The sequence below is a fragment of the Desulfosarcina variabilis str. Montpellier genome, from assembly GCF_048565275.1.
GTDB lineage: Bacteria > Desulfobacterota > Desulfobacteria > Desulfobacterales > Desulfosarcinaceae > Desulfosarcina > Desulfosarcina variabilis.
The window spans coordinates 6,583,968-6,601,576 of the sequence record NZ_CP159846.1 but is presented as its reverse complement, the minus strand read 5'-3'; the positions used below and the strand labels follow the sequence as shown (position 1 = coordinate 6,601,576).

Annotated in this window: 16 protein-coding genes and 1 tRNA gene; 11 read left to right on the top strand and 6 right to left on the bottom strand. The window is 50.9% G+C overall.

The window, feature by feature from the left end; all coding sequences use genetic code 11:
- Positions 1–203: 203 nt before the first annotated feature.
- Positions 204–1,553 (top strand): S8 family serine peptidase, encoded by a 1,350-nt coding sequence (locus Dvar_RS29945; RefSeq protein ID WP_419656792.1) that lies wholly within the window; start codon positions 204–206, stop codon positions 1,551–1,553.
- A 69-nt stretch (positions 1,554–1,622) separates the two neighbouring features.
- Positions 1,623–3,314 (top strand): FG-GAP repeat domain-containing protein, encoded by a 1,692-nt coding sequence (locus Dvar_RS29940; protein WP_419656791.1) that lies wholly within the window; start codon positions 1,623–1,625, stop codon positions 3,312–3,314.
- 85 nt (positions 3,315–3,399) lie between these two features.
- Here Dvar_RS29940 and Dvar_RS29935 read toward each other — a convergent pair whose 3' ends face one another.
- The 6 genes from Dvar_RS29935 to Dvar_RS29910 all read right to left on the bottom strand — a co-directional run bounded on the left by Dvar_RS29935 (position 3,400) and on the right by Dvar_RS29910 (position 9,802).
- Positions 3,400–5,049: an AAA family ATPase gene (locus Dvar_RS29935; protein WP_419656790.1), complete on the bottom strand. Its 1,650-nt coding sequence runs from the start codon at positions 5,047–5,049 to the stop codon at positions 3,400–3,402.
- A 269-nt stretch (positions 5,050–5,318) separates the two neighbouring features.
- Positions 5,319–5,394, bottom strand: a tRNA-Arg gene (locus tag Dvar_RS29930).
- Between the two features lie 71 nt (positions 5,395–5,465).
- Entirely contained in the window at positions 5,466–6,761 is a 1,296-nt protein-coding gene (locus tag Dvar_RS29925) for a bifunctional folylpolyglutamate synthase/dihydrofolate synthase (RefSeq protein WP_419656789.1), read from the bottom strand.
- A gap of 135 nt (positions 6,762–6,896) precedes the next feature.
- Positions 6,897–7,103 carry a 30S ribosomal protein S21 gene (gene rpsU, locus Dvar_RS29920; protein WP_054691100.1) on the bottom strand — a complete coding sequence of 69 codons (207 nt, stop codon included), beginning with the start codon at positions 7,101–7,103 and terminating at the stop codon, positions 6,897–6,899.
- 232 nt (positions 7,104–7,335) lie between these two features.
- A complete protein-coding gene (locus Dvar_RS29915) occupies positions 7,336–8,013 on the bottom strand; it encodes an adenylate kinase (protein ID WP_419656788.1) in 678 nt (225 codons plus the stop codon).
- A gap of 364 nt (positions 8,014–8,377) precedes the next feature.
- Positions 8,378–9,802 carry a CCA tRNA nucleotidyltransferase gene (locus tag Dvar_RS29910; protein ID WP_419656787.1) on the bottom strand — a complete coding sequence of 475 codons (1,425 nt, stop codon included), beginning with the start codon at positions 9,800–9,802 and terminating at the stop codon, positions 8,378–8,380.
- Between the two features lie 410 nt (positions 9,803–10,212).
- Between Dvar_RS29910 and rho the strand changes: the two genes are divergently transcribed.
- The 9 genes from rho (at position 10,213) to Dvar_RS29865 (ending at position 17,605) form a co-directional block, all read left to right on the top strand.
- Positions 10,213–11,460 carry a transcription termination factor Rho gene (gene rho, locus Dvar_RS29905; RefSeq protein ID WP_419656786.1) on the top strand — a complete coding sequence of 416 codons (1,248 nt, stop codon included), beginning with the start codon at positions 10,213–10,215 and terminating at the stop codon, positions 11,458–11,460.
- 26 nt (positions 11,461–11,486) lie between these two features.
- Positions 11,487–11,696, top strand: coding sequence for a 50S ribosomal protein L31 (gene rpmE, locus Dvar_RS29900; RefSeq protein WP_419656785.1), 210 nt, complete (start codon positions 11,487–11,489; stop codon positions 11,694–11,696).
- 202 nt (positions 11,697–11,898) lie between these two features.
- Positions 11,899–12,975, top strand: a complete 1,077-nt coding sequence (gene prfA, locus Dvar_RS29895) for a peptide chain release factor 1 (RefSeq protein WP_419656784.1) — start codon at positions 11,899–11,901, stop codon at positions 12,973–12,975.
- Positions 12,953–13,873, top strand: a complete 921-nt coding sequence (prmC, locus tag Dvar_RS29890; protein ID WP_419656783.1) for a peptide chain release factor N(5)-glutamine methyltransferase — start codon at positions 12,953–12,955, stop codon at positions 13,871–13,873. The genes prfA and prmC overlap by 23 nt, the downstream gene beginning before the upstream one ends.
- A 158-nt stretch (positions 13,874–14,031) precedes the next feature.
- Complete coding sequence (rpsB, locus tag Dvar_RS29885) at positions 14,032–14,931, top strand: 30S ribosomal protein S2 (protein ID WP_419656782.1); 900 nt, start codon at positions 14,032–14,034, stop codon at positions 14,929–14,931.
- A gap of 5 nt (positions 14,932–14,936) precedes the next feature.
- On the top strand, positions 14,937–15,536 hold the full coding sequence (tsf, locus tag Dvar_RS29880; protein WP_419656781.1) for a translation elongation factor Ts: 600 nt from the start codon (positions 14,937–14,939) through the stop codon (positions 15,534–15,536).
- Positions 15,537–15,538: 2 nt separating this feature from the next.
- Positions 15,539–16,252 (top strand): UMP kinase, encoded by a 714-nt coding sequence (pyrH, locus tag Dvar_RS29875; protein ID WP_419656780.1) that lies wholly within the window; start codon positions 15,539–15,541, stop codon positions 16,250–16,252.
- A gap of 41 nt (positions 16,253–16,293) precedes the next feature.
- Positions 16,294–16,851 carry a ribosome recycling factor gene (frr, locus tag Dvar_RS29870; protein ID WP_419656779.1) on the top strand — a complete coding sequence of 186 codons (558 nt, stop codon included), beginning with the start codon at positions 16,294–16,296 and terminating at the stop codon, positions 16,849–16,851.
- On the top strand, positions 16,841–17,605 hold the full coding sequence (locus Dvar_RS29865; RefSeq protein ID WP_419656778.1) for an isoprenyl transferase: 765 nt from the start codon (positions 16,841–16,843) through the stop codon (positions 17,603–17,605). The genes frr and Dvar_RS29865 overlap by 11 nt, the downstream gene beginning before the upstream one ends.
- The last annotated feature ends 4 nt before the right edge of the window (positions 17,606–17,609 follow it).

Below are 17,609 nucleotides of genomic sequence, written 5' to 3'. Positions count from 1 at the left end.
ATATTTGTAAATACCTATACTTTTTTTGGCTTTGCGTTGGGCCCTCTGACATGACTACTGTTTGATGGGAATTATTGAAAATGAATGATGGAAGGGACTTTGAATGGTTGTTGTGGAAATATCGTTTTTATATCCAAATGCTTTTCATTGCTTTTAGCTTTTTATACTGGACCGAGACTGGCTTTGCAGAGGAAACGTTCCCGATGATTCCTGGCACAAATAACGAGGCTGTCTCAACTGCGCAGCAAAATAATGTGAAGGCTGGGGAAATCTTAATTAAATTCAGGGCCGAAAGCGATAGTGATACATTGATGCAGGTGCTTGGGGACCAACAGGCCTCACGTCTGCGCACACTGAGGCGTAGCCGGACGCAGGTCTGGCAAGTGCCCGAGGGACAGGAAGAGGAATTCGCCGAGCAGCTCAATAACCGAGAGGATGTGCTGTTTGCCGAGCCAAACTATATTTATCATATTCTGGCCACGCCCAGTGACCCGCGTTTTAGCGAGCAATGGGTCCATCAAGAGGTGATTGGATCTTTATCCGCCTGGGACGTATCCATTGGCAGTTCCGATATTGTCATTGCTGTCGTTGATTCGGGGGTTGATGCGAACCACCCTGATTTGCGCGGTAAAATTGTTGACGGCTATGATTTTGTGGATGATGATGACTCACCCGATGACCTGAACGGCCATGGCACCCATGTTGCGGGCATTGCAGCCGCCGCCACGAACAATGGTAACGGTATTGCCGGCATGGATTGGCATGCCAGAATTATGCCGGTAAAAGTCATGGATTATTCCGGCTGTGGTACGGCCAGCGATTTAAGTGATGGGATTACCTGGGCGTCAGCGCAGGGTGCCTTGGTGATTAACCTCAGCCTGGGAGGGCAGGGATACTCAAAAACACTGCAAGAAGCGATCAATAGCGCCCACGAAGCGGGATGCCTTTTGGTGGCTGCCATGGGCAATGATCATGATGACAATCCCATCATATATCCGGCGGCCTGTGACAACGTGTTGGCTGTGGCGGCAACGACCCGTGACGATACCTATGCCAGCTATTCACAATATGGTGATCATTGTGACATTGCCGCGCCAGGCGGCCAGATGTCTAATCTTGATGACCCGGATGGCATTTATAGTACAATGCCGACGCAATCGGGTACCTATCTTACAGGCGGGGAATATTCTCTTTCTACCGGGTATGACTACATGCAGGGAACATCCATGGCGTCTTCATTTGTGAGCGGATTGGCTGCCTTGATCTGGGCGGTAAAACCGGCATGGACACCTGACCAGATACAGACGGTCATAGAGAATACTGCCACTGACCTGGGACCGGTCGGATGGGATGAGGATTATGGCCATGGCCGGATCGATGCTGATGCCGCTTTCGCTGCTGTTGCTGATGATTGTTTTGGAGATTCCGAGGGAAAAGAAGGTGATGTTGATGGAGTGGATCTGGCGATTTGGGCCAACGCCCATGCCATCACGTTGACGGATTCAAATATGCAATCATTTTGTGCGGCATATGGAACCCTTCAGTGCCCTTGAATCAATATATCCGGTTCTCCGGTTACCACTTAATCGTTGAAACTTAACCCTCTCAGTGGAGATGTTGCCATGGCGAAGATATGCGTAAAATCGACTTTGTTTTTAGTAATGACGCTTTTGCTGTTATCGTTCCCAACTACTATCCAGGCATCTTTTTCAAAACCTGTATTAAAATGGCAAAATGGGGGATGTTATTCCTCATGGTGCGAGACCGGCTGGTATGCTTCTCCGGCAGCGGCTGATTTGGATAACGACGGCAGCGTCGAGGTGATTACTGGCTCCTATTCGATCTTCATGATAAATGGTACTGACGGGTCGCTGATACGGCGGATTGATCCGGAAGGCGATCGGATCTGGCCGGGGATTGTCGTGGCTGACCTGGACGATGATAAGGATTTGGAAATCGTAACCAGCCATGGCGGAGGGTATTTGCATGTATTCGACCAGGATGGTGATCCGGTGTGGTCCCGGCAGCCGACCGACAAGGAACTGCGCGGATTGTCCGTGGCCGATCTGGACAATGACGGCACGCTGGAGATCGTGGTCAATGCCGCCATTGGCAGCAAAACCAACACCTGGGTATACGAGCACAACGGCACATTGCGCGGCGGCTGGCCGCAGTTGGACGATGACAGCGGGTACGCCTGGGGAGTGTTCAATGACAATGCCGCCATCGCCGATTTGGATGACGACGGGATTGGCGAGATCGTCGTTCCGTCGGATGTGCACTATATCTGTACCTACCTGCCAGACGGTACGCTTGTCCCCGCCAACGGGATTTATGGGGCCAAAACTTGGGGTAAGGTCGGGGTATGGGAAAACATTGATATTGAAATCCGTGGGTGGGGCGCTTGCAGCAACAGCGATTTGCGTGAGGAGCGCTATCGAACCAATTTTGCTCACGGTGCCGCTGCCATCGGAGATGTGGATGGTGACGGTGTGCTGGAAGTGGCCGTGACCGGCAATACTTACGATTGCGGGGAAGATTCAGATAATAGTCGGTATACGGGGGTTTACCTGTTCAACGCGGACCGCAGCCGTTTCCAGGCCGGTGCCATTGATTGGGAGACTATTCCTGTGGATACCGGTGAGCCATTGATGGAGGATTACAACGTCATCGAAAGTTGCCAGCCCAACCCTGTGCTGGCCGACTTGGACGGTGATGGAGAAAAAGAGATTCTTTTTGCATCATACGACGGTCGCGTGCATGCGTTCTGGCTGGATAAAACCGAGCACGGCGGTTGGCCGTTTACGGTGAATCAGGCCTCCGAGGGTATTTTGCGCTTTGCCTCCGAACCCTTGGTCGCCGACCTTGATGGCGACGGTCGGTCCGAAGTTCTCTTTACCACATGGACCCAAAAAGAATCGCAAAAAACCGGGCAGTTGCATATCGTGGATTATTCCGGCCGTAGCGTATATGCCGTAGCCTTGCCCATGGCTTTTGGCAGCCCGGACTGGAATGGTGGATTGGCCGCACCAACCCTGGCAAACATTGACAGCGATGCCGATTTGGAAGTGGTTGTTAACACGGCTCACAGTGGTGTGGTTGCCTATGATCTGCCAGGCACATCCAACGCAACCGTCCAGTGGGGCACGGGGAGAGGGAATTTTCATCGCACTGGGTGTGCCGTCGACGACAGTACTGCTGACTTGGATGAAGATGGTGATGTGGATGGTGAGGATCTGGCGATCTTAGTCGCTCATCCAGGCGGCGTTGATATGGGTGATTTCACTTCGGCTTTCGGAAGCATCATCGACTAATCCTTTCACTCACCGTAAATGAATCCGGTTGACGGCCAAGGCGATGGATTGGCCCGTCAACCGGATTTTTTGTTTGATGAGCTATTTAGCGATTTTTATCGGGCATGGCCAATTGAATTTTCAATTTTTGTCCAGCATAGATTAAATGCGAATTGGTAATATTGTTAGCTTTTTTTATTGTCTTTGCTGGAATGTTGTAATGCTTGGCAATGGATAAAAGGGTTTCACCGGATTGAACCGTATGGATGATTTCTGTTTCCTCTTTTTGGATAGGCGCTTCTGTTTCTTTTTTTTGATTGGCCTCCAGCTCGGGAGACGTCGACAAATCGTCGTAGTTCATGTTAACCACCCCCAATGATGGGGTTGAGTCCACGCCAGGCTTTAGGGTATAGTGCTTTGACGATGAATTTTCGCGAGCCATCATTATCCATAAACCGATGAGCGGAATCAGCAAAAGAATGATCCAGAGCAAATAGCGATGGGCAGCGGAGCGTCTCGTCCGGGTATCGGCGGGATCCAGGTCTGAATCGATTTTTTTTATTGATGTTTTTAAAACGCTCGGATTTGTATTGGTGGGCTCGGCAGAGAATTGATGATCCGTATCGGAGAAGAACATGGTCTCATGCGGCGCTCCTTCATTTTCGAGTCCTATTGCGTGGGCGCCGGCGCTATCCTTAAATGCAAAAGTATCCGCTTTAACGCCCATATCCTCATCGTCTGGATGAGAATGCCCGCTTTCCGGCAATTCAGTTTTTGGCTTCTCAAGCTTTTGATTCAATTCGGATTGAATCTCTTGGGCCAATTTTTGCTGCCCAGATTGCAGCTCGGCAAGTGCCGATTCAATGGCCGTGATCCGATCCATCATGTTCGGGGCTGCTTCACTGGTTGCCGGCGCGGCGTTGGTCGGCAATGCCGGTTCTTTTGTTTCGGCGGTCAGATAGACGCCGTCTTTTAAAACATTCTCGATGATTGTGTGGTCGATAAACGTTTTGTCATCACCATACCCGTAAGTGAGCCCTGCATCGCAAATCAGATTGATGGTGCGTGGAATACCCTCGGATTTTTTGTAAATCAGTGCCAAGGCTTCTTTTGAAAACAAGTTCTCTGTGGCCCCGGCTGCTTGAAGACGGAAATGGATATATTGGGATGTCTGTTCCTCTGTTAATGGCGTAAGATGATAGTTGACCACAATGCGCTGCGCCAGCTGCCGCAAGTTGGGATCGCTCATACGCCGTTTGAGGTCCGGTTGCCCTACCAGAATGATTTGAAGCAGAACCTTGTTGTCTGTCTGGAGGTTGAATAACAAACGGATATCTTCCAGAACCGCATCGGATAAATTTTGTGCCTCGTCAATAACCAGAAGGGTATGCCGTCCTTGTGCAAACTGCTCAATTAGGAAATGGTAAAGGGTCTCCAACTGAACACTCTTGTCGGTGGTATCGCAGGGAAGTTCGAATTCGTTTAGAATCCCACGAAACAACTGATCCGATGTAAAGTTGGTGTTAAAGATAACGGCAATATCCATCTGGGATGGCATTTTGTTTAGCATATGACGAATCAGTGTTGTCTTGCCAATGCCGACTTCTCCGGTGAGAAGGATGAATCCGACTTTTTCGGAAAGCCCATATTCTAGATAGGTAAGCGCGTTTTCATAAGTTTTACCAAGAAAAAGAATATTGGGGTCGGGAACAATGCTAAATGGTTTAGCCGTTAGTCCGAAATGTGATGTGTACATGAACGATCCTTATGGGGGAAATAAGTCGTTGTAATCCATTGGCCGGTGAAAATGGCACCTGCAAGATTGTAACATAGGGGTAGCATTTGATTAATTTGTTATCTTAATGGCCTATACGATATTTGTCATTACTTTTTTAAGCAGCCTTGTTACGGCCGAATCGAATGACTGCACACAATACCAATGTTGCAACATTGGGGTAACTACAGGCAATGAAAAGCAAAAGGCCAAACCGCAATTAGCAATTGTTTGGCCTATTATCGTTGAATTGGCGCGCCCGGCAAGGATCGAACTTGCGACACCCAGCTCCGGAGGCTGGTGCTCTATCCACTGAGCTACGGGCGCGTTGTGTCGAGAGAAAATAGTGGATTACCGTCAAGAAGTCAAGGCTATCCTTGATAATCTCTTGCGAATTGTCAAACTTGAAATGGCAAATCGGATACTTGCTGCAGCGCGGCCTTGGCCTCCCCGACCACATACAGTGATCCAGCTACGCAGACCGCATCATTGGGGCCTGAGGTGGCGACGGCATGGCGAACGGCATCGCCCACGTCGGATACGATTTCAATTTCCTCGATCAATGGTTCGGCAACGGCTTTCAGGATTTCTGGTGCAAGGGCGCGGTCAATCTTGGGCTGGGTGATAATCAGGCGCGAACATGGGGCCACGAGATCCTTGAGGATTGCCTGATATGGCTTGTCGTCCAGAATGCCGGCGACCATGGTGATCCGTTTGCCGGACAGGCTGGTTTGGAGAAATTTGCTCAACCGCCTTGCCGCCATAAGGTTGTGGGCGCCATCCAGAATGACATACGGTTTTTCAGACACGACTTCAAGGCGTCCCGGCCATCGGTTATTCGTTAGGCCATACTGAATCTGTTCTTTTGTGAGGTTGACTTGGCCGCGCATAAGCACCTCACAGGCTGCCAAGACCAGGGCGGCGTTATCGATTTGGTGGGCACCGGCAAGCCCCGTTTGCATCCCCTTCCACTGATGCTCGATCCCCGTGTAGGAAAAACCGCCGGACCCGCTGCGACGTACCCGGAAGTCCCGGCCTTTCAGGAATAGGGGCGCCTTTTGGGCGGCAGCGGTTTTCTCAACCACGGTCTTGGCGCTTTTCTGGGTCACACCGCTTACCACTGGAATGCCGGACTTGATGATTCCGGCTTTCTCTGCGGTGATGGCAGCAATCGTACTGCCCAGATAACTTTTATGTTCCAGTGAGATGTTTGTAATGATCGATAGTATCGGAGACACAACATTGGTGGCGTCCAGCCGCCCGCCCATACCGGTTTCGAGCACCGCGATGTCCACCTGTTGGCGCCCGAATTCATAAAACGCCATGGCTGTCGTTAATTCAAAAAAAGTAGGGTTTCGATCCCCATGATGGACCGCTTTAACCGCCTCCCAGGATGCCACGACGTCGTCATCGGAAATGGGGATGCCGTTAACACAGATTCTTTCATTGAAACGGATCAAGTGCGGTGAGGTATAAAGGCCGACGCGATAACCGGCCTGTTGCAGAATGGTCGCCAGGGTGGAAGCGATGGATCCCTTACCATTGGTGCCGGCGATATGAATGGACGAAAACTTGCGTTGTGGGTTACCCAGGCCGTCGAGGATATTGGAGATGGTCGAAAGCCCGAGAACAATACCAAAACGGCGCATGCCATACATGGCATCCAGGCATGCTAAATAGGCATCGGTCGGCATGGCGGCGACTCTACTTTCTTGATCGTGGCTTGTCGGCTAAACCGCTTGTCTGGACTGGTTGGAATGGATCGCGCATCGCAAACAAAAACCCGGCAGGGAATTTATCCCGGCCGGGTCGTGAGATATACGGGGCCGCTATCGATATCTTCGGCTTCTTGCGGCAGCAATGCGCTGTCTACGCAAGGCCTCACGCTCTTTGCGACGACGGTACTCACTCGGTTTCTCGTAGCTTTTTTTCAGCTTCAAGCGTTTGAACAGGCCATCATTTTGAATTTTTTTCTTCAAAATCCGCATGGCCTTTTCGAGATCGTTGTCGAATACTTTGACTTCAATTGCTTTCAACCTGACTCAACCCCCCTTTTTCCCATCGTATCGACAAGTTGGCGTTTTATTTCAACCCCTTGCAGTGCAGCTGTGATGGTTAATATTGATATACTTGAACCTTACCTAATAACAAAAAAATAAACGGTTATCAAGTTAAAGATTTAATTACTGGTGAAAAAGAATGAAAAACCGGTGAAACCACACATCGGTGGCTCACCGGTCGTCATATGTCAAACACGAAATAATCGAATTAATCGAGTTTGGAAACCAATTCTGCGGTCACTTCTTTGACGCTGGGGGTGCCGTCCAGGGTGATATATTTCATGGACGCGCCACCTTCGGCCAGATCTTTAAAATAGTATGCGGAGGCCAGGGTGCCTTCGGTCGCGTCGTAGTAGATGTCGTGGCGTTTGTTGATGGCTGCTTCATCCTGGTCGTCGCTTCTGGTTTTCAGCTCACCGCCGCAAACCCGGCATTTATCCCCATCGGGTTTGATGGCATCGATATAGATGTTGTTGGGATGGTTGTTGTCATTGACGCACAGGCGACGGCCCATAATGCGGTTTTTGGCAATTTCACGGTCCAGCAGAATTTCTACTACGATATCCAGGGCCATGCCGGCTTCTTTAAGGGCTTCGTCGAGTTTGATGGCCTGATTTTTATTCCGCGGAAAACCATCCAGCAGCCAGCCGTTTTTGCAATCATCTTGCTTCAATCGATCGAGAATCATGGGAATGGTGATTTCATCCGGAACCAAGTCACCTTTGTCGATGTAAGCTTTTGCCTGGGCGCCTAATTCGGTTCCCTTGCCGATGTTTTCGCGGAAAATTGCTCCGGACTCAATGTGCGGCGTGTTATACTTGTCCTTTAAGATCGCTCCCTGGGTGCCTTTGCCACTGCCGTTGGGACCAAAAAACAAGATGTTCATTCACCTTCTCCTTTCTGTTTCCCGTTGCCATTAACAGGATAATTGAAAATGCCCATCGCACCGTAAGCGCCGGATCTGGCACAGGCGAACCGCTGCGCGAGATGTCCAGGCATTCGTCAGGTGCCGCTCTTTTTTTTTCTTATTTAGCTTAAAATTTAGGCAGGCTGGCGGTGAAACACCATTTCACCAGCTCCTCGCGTTAGTACAGAAATGACAAAGGCTTGTCAAGAAAAGGGTTTTGGTTTTATTGGTTGGGTTGGTTTAATTAGTTTAATTGGTTTAATTGGTTTGATTGGTTAACCAACTAACTAACTAACTAACTAACTAACCAACTAACCAACTAACCAACCAACCAACTAACTCTTCAACTCTTTTTCCCAGCCGTTTGCGCACCGTCCCCCCAGCGTGACGCCAGCTGAGTTTTAACCCAATCAAGGGCTTGTTCCCGAGTTGACAATTCTCCGGACAGCCGGTGCTCATCAACACGACTCAAAATCCATTTAAACCGCGGGGTAGGGAAAAGCCCGAAAATTTTTATCAGGTCGTGCCCATTGACCAACGGTGGGCCGGCGGATTGACGTTTTCGGAAGTTGACGTAATCGCCCATTAAACCATGACAAAAGGAGATAAAGTCCGCATCCTTTGGCTGCTGTGTCTGATGTTTGGCCAGGATATCAGCGATGCTGTGGACAAGAATGGGAAGGGTCAGGGAACTGCAATGGTTGAAAAAACGAATAGTTCCACGATGGCTGAGCGTGCCTTTTTGCATGGCCATGAATAGAAAAAGGGGGCGGATGTGATTGCGGATGATGGAGACCGATGTGTCACGCTGGACTTTGGATAAGCGCAATCGCTCGCTTGCCGTGGTGGCAAGGGCTGCACTGCGGCCGGCGTGGCCGGGAAAGCCCACGCGTCCGTCAGCATATTTCTTTTTCGTGGCCGGTTTGCCGGCATCGTGCAATAGGGCGGCATATTTCATCAGCGCACCACGATCTATCAGATCGGTCATTTCGTCAGCCGGCAGGCTGATAGCGAATTGATGATTGGGATCAGCCAACAGCATTTCGAGCTGCTCATAGGTTCGCAAGCTGTGCTCGAACACATCGAACTGGTGAAAATGGTTTTGGATGCACCCGATGGACGGTTTCAGCTCCGGGAATATCGACACCATCAGACCGTCGTCAGCCATTTGGCGGACAATGGGTGAGCCATGGGGCAGGGTAAACAATTTCAACAGCTCAGCCCAGATCCGTTCTCCGGCGACCTGGCTGATCAAATGGCTGAACCCACCAATGGCCGCACGGGTCTTGGAATCAATGCCAAACCCAAGCATCGCCGCCATGCGGTAGGCCCGCACCAGACGGGCCGGATCCTTGGTGAACACAGTATCTGAAACCATGCGAACGGTTTTTTGTTTGAGATCGGCGTGCCCCCCCGAGCAATCCACCAGACGCCTATCCGCGACATCATATGCTATAGCATTGATGGTAAAATCCCGTTGGCATAGATTTTCCTCGATCGTTTGACCGGCCAGGGGCGTGATATCAACGGTCAATGATGGTGATGCGACTCTCAGGACGGCAAAGCCTTTTTTTCCCAGATCGACGACTTTGCCTTGGCACTTGTCGGCAATCGTTGCCGCGATGTGTACGAAATCGCCGCGAATCGCCAGGTCAATATCCGCTGGCTTTCTACCCATTAATAAATCCCGCACCGTTCCGCCAACCAGATAAATGCCATGGCGGTTTTCGGGCAGAAAATCGAGATTTAGGTTGACAATTTCTGACATTTCAAACCTTTGGCGGGCGTGTTGGCCACGCCTATTTTGTAAGCAAAAATCTGCAAATCATCCGCCGTATCGGACTTGTTTCAAATTCCCTTGACACTGGCGAATTCATGGTATAACAATTTTGCAAATACTCACAGTAAGGCCTGCATGGCCGGGCATTTTCCAATAACTTCTATCACAAAAACACGCATTTTCCTCCAAAAAAAACCAACAGTCCAACCCAAGTCACCCGAAAGGTTCCATTGAAACACGAAATTTGACATGTTGGGCAAGGCTGCGAAGCCCAGGTTCCAGCGAACTACAGGGAAACGGGGCGGCTGTTTTTAAAGATATTGGGCACCGATGTATACACAAATTTTCATAAGGGGGCGGAATATGGGCGACAATTATTTATATGGTGGGGTGTGTTGATGAATATCGTCGAACTGAAGAACAAAAAGATCAATGAACTGAATAAGATGGCAAAACAACTCAATATCGATGGGGCTGCTGGCATGCGCAAGCAGGAGCTGATCTTTTCTCTGCTCCAGGCCCAGATTGAAAAAAATGGGTTGATTTTCGGGGAAGGGACCTTGGAAATTCTTCCAGACGGTTTCGGATTTCTTAGAGCGCCGAACTACAACTATCTGCCTGGACCCGATGACATCTACGTGTCACCCTCACAGATCCGGCGTTTCAACCTGCGTACCGGCGATACGGTATCCGGCCAGATCCGCCAGCCCAAGGAATCTGAACGCTATTTTGCCTTGCTTAAAGTGGAAGCGGTCAACTACGAAGACCCGGAAGTGGCCCGGGAGAAGATCCTTTTTGACAACCTGATCCCATTGTACCCGGACCACAAGGTCAATCTGGAAACTGATCCGGAAAATTATTCCGCCCGCATTATGGACCTGTTGACACCGATTGGTTTCGGCCAGCGCGGATTGATTGTGAGTCCGCCTCGGTCAGGCAAGACCATGCTGTTGCAGTGCATTGCCAACTGTATCGTAAAAAATCACAAGGATATTGTACTGTTTGTGCTGCTGATTGATGAACGCCCGGAAGAGGTCACGGACATGCAGCGCTCGGTCAAAGGCGAGGTGATCAGTTCGACCTTTGACGAACCCGCAGAACGGCATGTCCAGGTGGCGGAAATGGTGATTGAAAAAGCCAAGCGTCTGGTCGAGCACAAAAAAAACGTCGTCATTTTGTTGGACAGTATTACGCGTCTGGCCCGGGCCTACAACTCAGTTATGCCGCCCAGCGGTAAAATTCTGTCCGGTGGTGTGGACTCCAATGCGTTGCAGCGGCCTAAACGCTTCTTTGGCGCGGCCCGGAACATCGAAGAGGGCGGCAGCCTGACCATTATCGCCACGGCCCTGGTAGACACCGGTTCCCGCATGGATGAGGTTATTTTCGAAGAATTCAAGGGTACCGGCAATATGGAAATTCAGCTGGATCGCCGCCTTGCCGACAAACGCATCTTCCCGGCCATTGATATCAAGAAATCCGGTACCCGCAAGGAGGAATTGCTGCTAGACGAAGCCACCTTGAATCGGGTATGGATCCTCAGAAAACTGTTTTCGTCCTTAAATCCGTCTGATAGCCTTGAATTTTTACTTGAAAAAATGAACGGAACAAAGGATAATGCAGATTTCTTGGAGTCAATGAACGCTTAAAAAAGATATAGGGGGTTGAAATAACAATGAAAACTGGCATCCATCCGGATTATCAAGAAACCACCATACAATGCGCCTGTGGCAACACCATAGAGGTGGGATCCACAAAAAAGGACATCCGCGTGGAAATATGTTCGAAATGTCATCCGTTTTTTACCGGTAAACAAAAACTTGTGGACACGGCCGGTCGGATCGAGCGATTCAGAAAAAAATACGAAAAATTCCAGAATCAATAGCACCTTTCGTTCTTATCTTCCTTTAGGTTGAATCCGGTGCCCGGTTATTCAAACCGGCACCGGTGTCCTGCCCGTGTTGATCATTATCTTATCCGAACTAAAATCTGATTAGCGAGCGATCAGACCCGTTTTCAACAACCATTGATTAAACTGGCAGGTACTGTGTACTGTTTTACGAAGCCGTAACCATTGGTGGGGTGATATGTTTAATAAGCTAAAAGGAGTTGAAGATCGTTTCAAGGAATTGGAACGTCTATTGTCCGATCCTGAGGTGGTCCAGGACAGGGATGCCTATCAAAAGTACATCCGCGAGCATGCAGAAATTTCATCGATTGTCAATGCATTCCGGGAATATCAGCAGGTGGATCGGGAACTGGATGACAGCCTTGAGCTGATGGCCGATGACGATCCTGAAATGAAAAAGATGGCTGCTGAGGAGGTCGATCGGCTGGAAAAAGAAAAACAGCGGTTGACCGACGAACTCAAGATCCTTTTGATCCCCAAGGATCCGCTGGACGAAAAAAGTGTTATCCTGGAAATTCGCGCCGGCACCGGCGGTGATGAAGCAGGTCTTTTTGCCGGCGACCTGTTTAAAATGTACCAACGCTATGCTGACGGGAAAGGATGGAAGGTGGAGATAATGGACCACCATACCACGGGTGTGGGGGGGCTCAAGGAAATCATTGCCAATGTCAATGGGAAAGGGGCATATAGCCGCTTGAAATACGAAAGCGGAACCCACCGGGTACAACGGGTGCCGACCACTGAAACCCAGGGGCGCATCCATACCTCAGCCGTAACCGTCGCTGTTTTGCCTGAAGCGGAAGAGGTTGAAGTCAACATCGATACCAACGATCTTAAGGTCGATGTGTTTCGTTCATCCGGTCCTGGCGGTCAGAGCGTCAACACCACGGATTCAGCGGTGCGCATTACGCACTTGCCCACAGGGCTGGTGGTCACCTGCCAGGATGAAAAATCCCAGCACAAAAACAAGGCCAAGGCGCTCAAGGTATTAAGATCCCGTTTGCTGGACCAGATGGTTCGCGAACAAAACGAGGCGCGATCCCAGAATCGTCGCAGCCAGGTCGGTAGCGGAGACCGCAGTGAGCGTATCCGTACCTACAATTTTCCTCAAGGGCGGGTGACCGACCACCGAATCGGCCTGACGCTCTATCGGCTGGAGGCGATCTTACAAGGTGACGTGGACGAGGTCGTCGACGCCTTGGTTACCCATTACCAGAGCGAGGCCCTGCAACATGCCGAACGCCTCGACGCCTGAGCAGCCGATCTGGACGATTATCGAACTGGTGCGTTGGACCACCAGTTATTTTCGTTCCCATCAGCTTGAAAATCCGCGCATCGAGGCGGAAATTCTTCTGGCCCATGTGTTGGGGGTGCGGCGGATTGATCTTTATCTGAACCATGATCAGCCGCTGGACAAAAAGGAGCGCGGGTACTTCAAGGCGCTCATTAAACGACGCTTGAGTGGCGAACCGGTGGCCTACATCACCGGCAGGCGTGAATTCTGGTCGTTGGAATTGATGGTGGGGCCGCAGGTACTTATTCCCCGGCCGGAAACCGAATGTCTGGTGGAAGCGGTACTGCCCTTTTTGCAAAATGGGGATACCGGCGGATGCAAACGAATCCTGGACATGGGCACCGGATCCGGGGCCATTGCCATAGCCCTGGCCCACGAGTATCCCCAGGGACAATTTGTGGCCATGGATCATAGTCTTGCCGCCCTCAAGATGGCCCGCCAAAATGCCCGCAAACACGGGGTGGACCCGCACATTGTCTGGTACTGCGGCAGTTGGGATGCGCCACTGAAACCGGAGCAGGAAACCTTTGATCTGATTGTATCCAATCCACCCTACATACCCAGCGGCGATATCGATGGGCTGCAAACCGAGGTGCGCGATTATGAGCCCCGCCTGGCGTTGGATGGATGCCCTGATGGGGTGAGCTGCCTGCGCACGATTATCCAATCGGTTTACCGTTATCTGAAATCCGGCGGTATGCTGGCCCTGGAGATGGGCTGGGATCAGGCTGCCGCCGTTATCGAGATTGCCAACTGTACCGGTCAATACGAAAATATACAGATCATAAAAGATTATAGCAAATTGGACCGGGTCGCGACGATGCGGAAATTGTCCTCAAAATCCGAAATGGTGGGCTGATAACTGAAAAATTGCTTGCGACCCCATGCAATTTTTGTTAACTAAAATCGTTTTTATAAACCGCACGCCCGTGGACCTCATCCCGGTGCTTTCCACAAAGAAAGTCGGATGCAGGATTGAAGCGGGCGGAAGGATTAACCACCCACAAGGAGAAAGCAATGGCTTACGTAACAATGAAAGAATTACTGGAAGCCGGTGTCCACTTTGGTCACCAGACCAAACGCTGGAACCCCAAAATGAAACCCTATATCTTTGGGGCCAGAAACGGCATCTATATCATCGATTTGCAAAAGACCGTGAGGATGTTTCGTGACGCCTACGATTTTATCGTCGATACGGTGTCCGGCGGCAAAACGGTGCTGTTTGTCGGGACCAAGAAGCAAGCCCGCGAATCGATCTATGAAGAGGCCAACCGCGCTGAGATGTTTTACGTGCATAACCGCTGGTTGGGCGGCATGCTGACCAACTTTCAGACCATCAAGAAAAGCGTTGACCGGCTGAATTATCTCAATACCATCGAAAATGATGGATCCATCAGCCTGTTTCCTAAAAAAGAACGGTTGAAACTGGGTAAAGAGCGTACGAAGTTGGACAACACCTTGGGCGGCATCCGCAGCATGACCAAACTGCCCGGGGCTATTTTTATCATTGATCCGAAAAACGAAGCCATCGCTGTTCGTGAAGGCCGTCGCTTGGGAATTCCCATTATCGCCATTGTTGATACCAACTGTGATCCCGATGAAATCGACTATGGTATTCCGGGCAATGATGACGCCATCCGGGCCATTCGCCTGGTTACCTCCAAAATGGCTGATGCGTGTATCGAAGGCAAGGCCCGTTTCAAGGAACGGCAACAGGCGGAAATGGATAAGGGTGAGGAAGATCCCTCCGAATTGGAAAATGCAGCGGCAGACCTCAAGCCTGGTGAGCGCAAAGTGATTTCTGACGGTACTGACGGACCGGTTGTTGAAATTATCCGCAAAGGGGCTGCAGCCGCCGAGGAAAGTGAATCCGCCGAGGGCGAAAACGCTCCAGCAGCAGAACCGACAGGAGAATAAATCACATGTCAAATATTAGTGCAGCAATGGTTAAAGAACTCCGGGAGAAGTCCGGGGCCGGAATGATGGATTGTAAAGCCGCGTTGACCGAATGCGATGGCGACATTGAAAAGGCAATGGATTTTTTAAGAAAAAAAGGCATTGCCACCGCCACCAAACGGGCGGGTCGGGCGACTTCCGAAGGCACGGTGCAATCCTACATCCACATGGGGGGTAAAATCGGCGTGATGGTAGAGGTGAACTGCGAAACCGATTTCGTGGCTAAAACCGACGATTTCAACGAGTTCGCCAAAAATTTAGCCATGCATATTGCCGCCACCAACCCGGTTGGCATCGTTCCCGAGGACGTCCCCCAGGACGTCATTGATCGGGAGCGCGAAATCTACAAGGCCCAGGTGCTGGAGATGGGTAAGCCCGAGCAGATGGTCGACAAGATCGCCGAGGGCAAAATGAATAAGTTTTTCAAGGAAAACTGCCTGATGAACCAGCAGTATGTCAAGGAGCCGGACAAGACCATTGCCGACTACCTGAATGAAACCATTGCCAAAACCGGTGAAAAAATCACCATCAAACGGTTCGCCAGATTTCAAATCGGGGCGGAATAACCGTGGCCGCCAAATATAAACGCATCCTGCTGAAACTAAGCGGAGAAGCCCTGATGGGTGATCAGGGCTTCGGCATTTCTCCCGACATGTTGTCCTACGTGGCCGAAGAGGTCGGTTCAATTGGTCAATTGGGTGTTCAACTGGCCATTGTTGTTGGCGGTGGGAATATTTTCCGGGGGGTGGCCGCCAGTTCATTCGGCATGGAGCGAACATCGGCGGATCACATGGGCATGCTGGCAACGGTGCTGAACAGTCTTGCCCTGCAGGATGCATTGGAGAAAAAAGGGATTCAAACCCGTGTTCAGACCGCCATCTCCATGCATGAAGTCGCCGAGCCGTATATCTTGCGCCGGGCCTTGCGGCATCTGGAGAAAGGCCGCGTGGTGATTTTTGCCGCCGGTTCCGGGAATCCTTACTTTACCACGGATACCGCTGCGGTGCTGCGGGCCAAAGAAGTCCACGCGGAAATCCTGCTCAAGGCAACCAAAGTCAATGGACTTTACGATGCCGATCCGGAAAGCCATGCCGATGCCAAATTCATTAAAACCATCAGCTACATGCAGGTCCTCGAACGTCAGCTGAAGGTGATGGATATGACCGCCATATCACTGGCCATGGACAATCATCTGCCGCTCATGGTATTCAACCTGAAGGAAAAGGGAAATATAAAAAAGGTCGTTCTTGGAGAAGATGTGGGCACCACCATCAGCGGTTAGCAGACACGTTCTATCATCCATCCAATGAGGTATTAGAAACCATGATCGAAGAAACCCTTGAAGAAACCAAAGCGCGCATGGGCAAGACCATCGACGATCTCGAAAATGAGCTGAAGCGGGTCAGAACTGGACGGGCGTCGCTATCTTTGTTGGACGGTATTCGGGTAGACTACTATGGCACGCAGACCCCACTCAACCAGATGGCTTCCCTCTCGGTTCCCGAAAGCCGCCTGATTGTCATTCAGCCCTGGGATGTTTCCGGCATCAAGGAGATCGAAAAGGCCATCTTGAAATCGGATTTGGGGTTGACACCTTCCAGTGACGGCAAGCTGATTCGCATTTCCATTCCACCGCTTACGGAGGAACGTCGCAAGGAGCTGGTCAAAGTGGTCAGCAAAATGTGCGAGGAACACAAGATCGCCACCCGCAATATCCGTCGGGACGCCAACGAGCTGCTCAAAGGATTTAAAAAAGACGGCGACATCGCTGAAGATGATGCTTTTAAAGCCCAGGATCAGGTCCAGAAAATTACCGACGAATTTATTAATCGGATCGACGATATCTACAAAAAAAAAGAGAAAGAGATTCTTGAATTCTAGTTCATCCTCCCTGGTGCGGAATGAACTCGACCCTGACCGGCTGCCCAAGCATGTCGCCATCATCATGGATGGCAATGGCCGTTGGGCCAGAAAACGGTTGATGAACCGCATCAACGGGCACGAAAAAGGGGTGGAAACCGTGCGCACCATTGTGCGCACCGCACGCCAGCTTAATATCGCCGCCCTGACCCTCTACGCCTTTTCTACTGAAAACTGGCAACGCCCGAAAGCCGAAGTGGCCGGTCTGATGCTGCTGCTCACGCGGTTCCTGGACACCGAACGCCCGACGCTATTCGACAACCAGATCCGGCTCAACACCATCGGTCAGACCGAGCGACTGCCCAACGGCGTGCGCCAAAAGCTCGAATCCACCATCGCTGAAACCGCCGGCCATACCGGCATGGTGCTCACACTGGCCTTGAGTTACGGTGCGCGGGCGGAAATTGTGGACATGGTCAGAAAAATCGCCACGTCCGCCCGGCAGGGTAGTCTCGATCCCGAGGCGATATCGGCCGAAACCATTGCTGATCACCTTTACACCCGCGGACTGCCGGACCCGGATCTTCTGATTCGCACCAGTGGAGAGCAACGCATCAGCAATTTTCTTCTGTGGCAGATTGCTTACGCGGAGCTTTATTTCACACCCACCTTGTGGCCTGATTTCAGCAAAGACGAGTTTATCCGCATCCTACAAGATTACCAGCGCCGTGAACGCCGTTTTGGCGCGGTGCCTTCCGCAAGTACTGGACCTTAGGCAC

Coding starts and splice junctions, on each gene's coding strand:
- Dvar_RS29945 (WP_419656792.1), top strand. CDS start 204: ATGATTCCTGGCACAAATAACGAGGCTGTCTCAACTGCGCAGCAAAAT.
- Dvar_RS29940 (WP_419656791.1), top strand. CDS start 1,623: ATGGCGAAGATATGCGTAAAATCGACTTTGTTTTTAGTAATGACGCTT.
- Dvar_RS29935 (WP_419656790.1), bottom strand. CDS start 5,049: ATGTACACATCACATTTCGGACTAACGGCTAAACCATTTAGCATTGTT.
- Dvar_RS29925 (WP_419656789.1), bottom strand. CDS start 6,761: ATGCCGACCGATGCCTATTTAGCATGCCTGGATGCCATGTATGGCATG.
- Dvar_RS29915 (WP_419656788.1), bottom strand. CDS start 8,013: ATGAACATCTTGTTTTTTGGTCCCAACGGCAGTGGCAAAGGCACCCAG.
- Dvar_RS29910 (WP_419656787.1), bottom strand. CDS start 9,802: ATGTCAGAAATTGTCAACCTAAATCTCGATTTTCTGCCCGAAAACCGC.
- rho (WP_419656786.1), top strand. CDS start 10,213: ATGAATATCGTCGAACTGAAGAACAAAAAGATCAATGAACTGAATAAG.
- rpmE (WP_419656785.1), top strand. CDS start 11,487: ATGAAAACTGGCATCCATCCGGATTATCAAGAAACCACCATACAATGC.
- prfA (WP_419656784.1), top strand. CDS start 11,899: ATGTTTAATAAGCTAAAAGGAGTTGAAGATCGTTTCAAGGAATTGGAA.
- prmC (WP_419656783.1), top strand. CDS start 12,953: ATGCCGAACGCCTCGACGCCTGAGCAGCCGATCTGGACGATTATCGAA.
- rpsB (WP_419656782.1), top strand. CDS start 14,032: ATGGCTTACGTAACAATGAAAGAATTACTGGAAGCCGGTGTCCACTTT.
- tsf (WP_419656781.1), top strand. CDS start 14,937: ATGTCAAATATTAGTGCAGCAATGGTTAAAGAACTCCGGGAGAAGTCC.
- frr (WP_419656779.1), top strand. CDS start 16,294: ATGATCGAAGAAACCCTTGAAGAAACCAAAGCGCGCATGGGCAAGACC.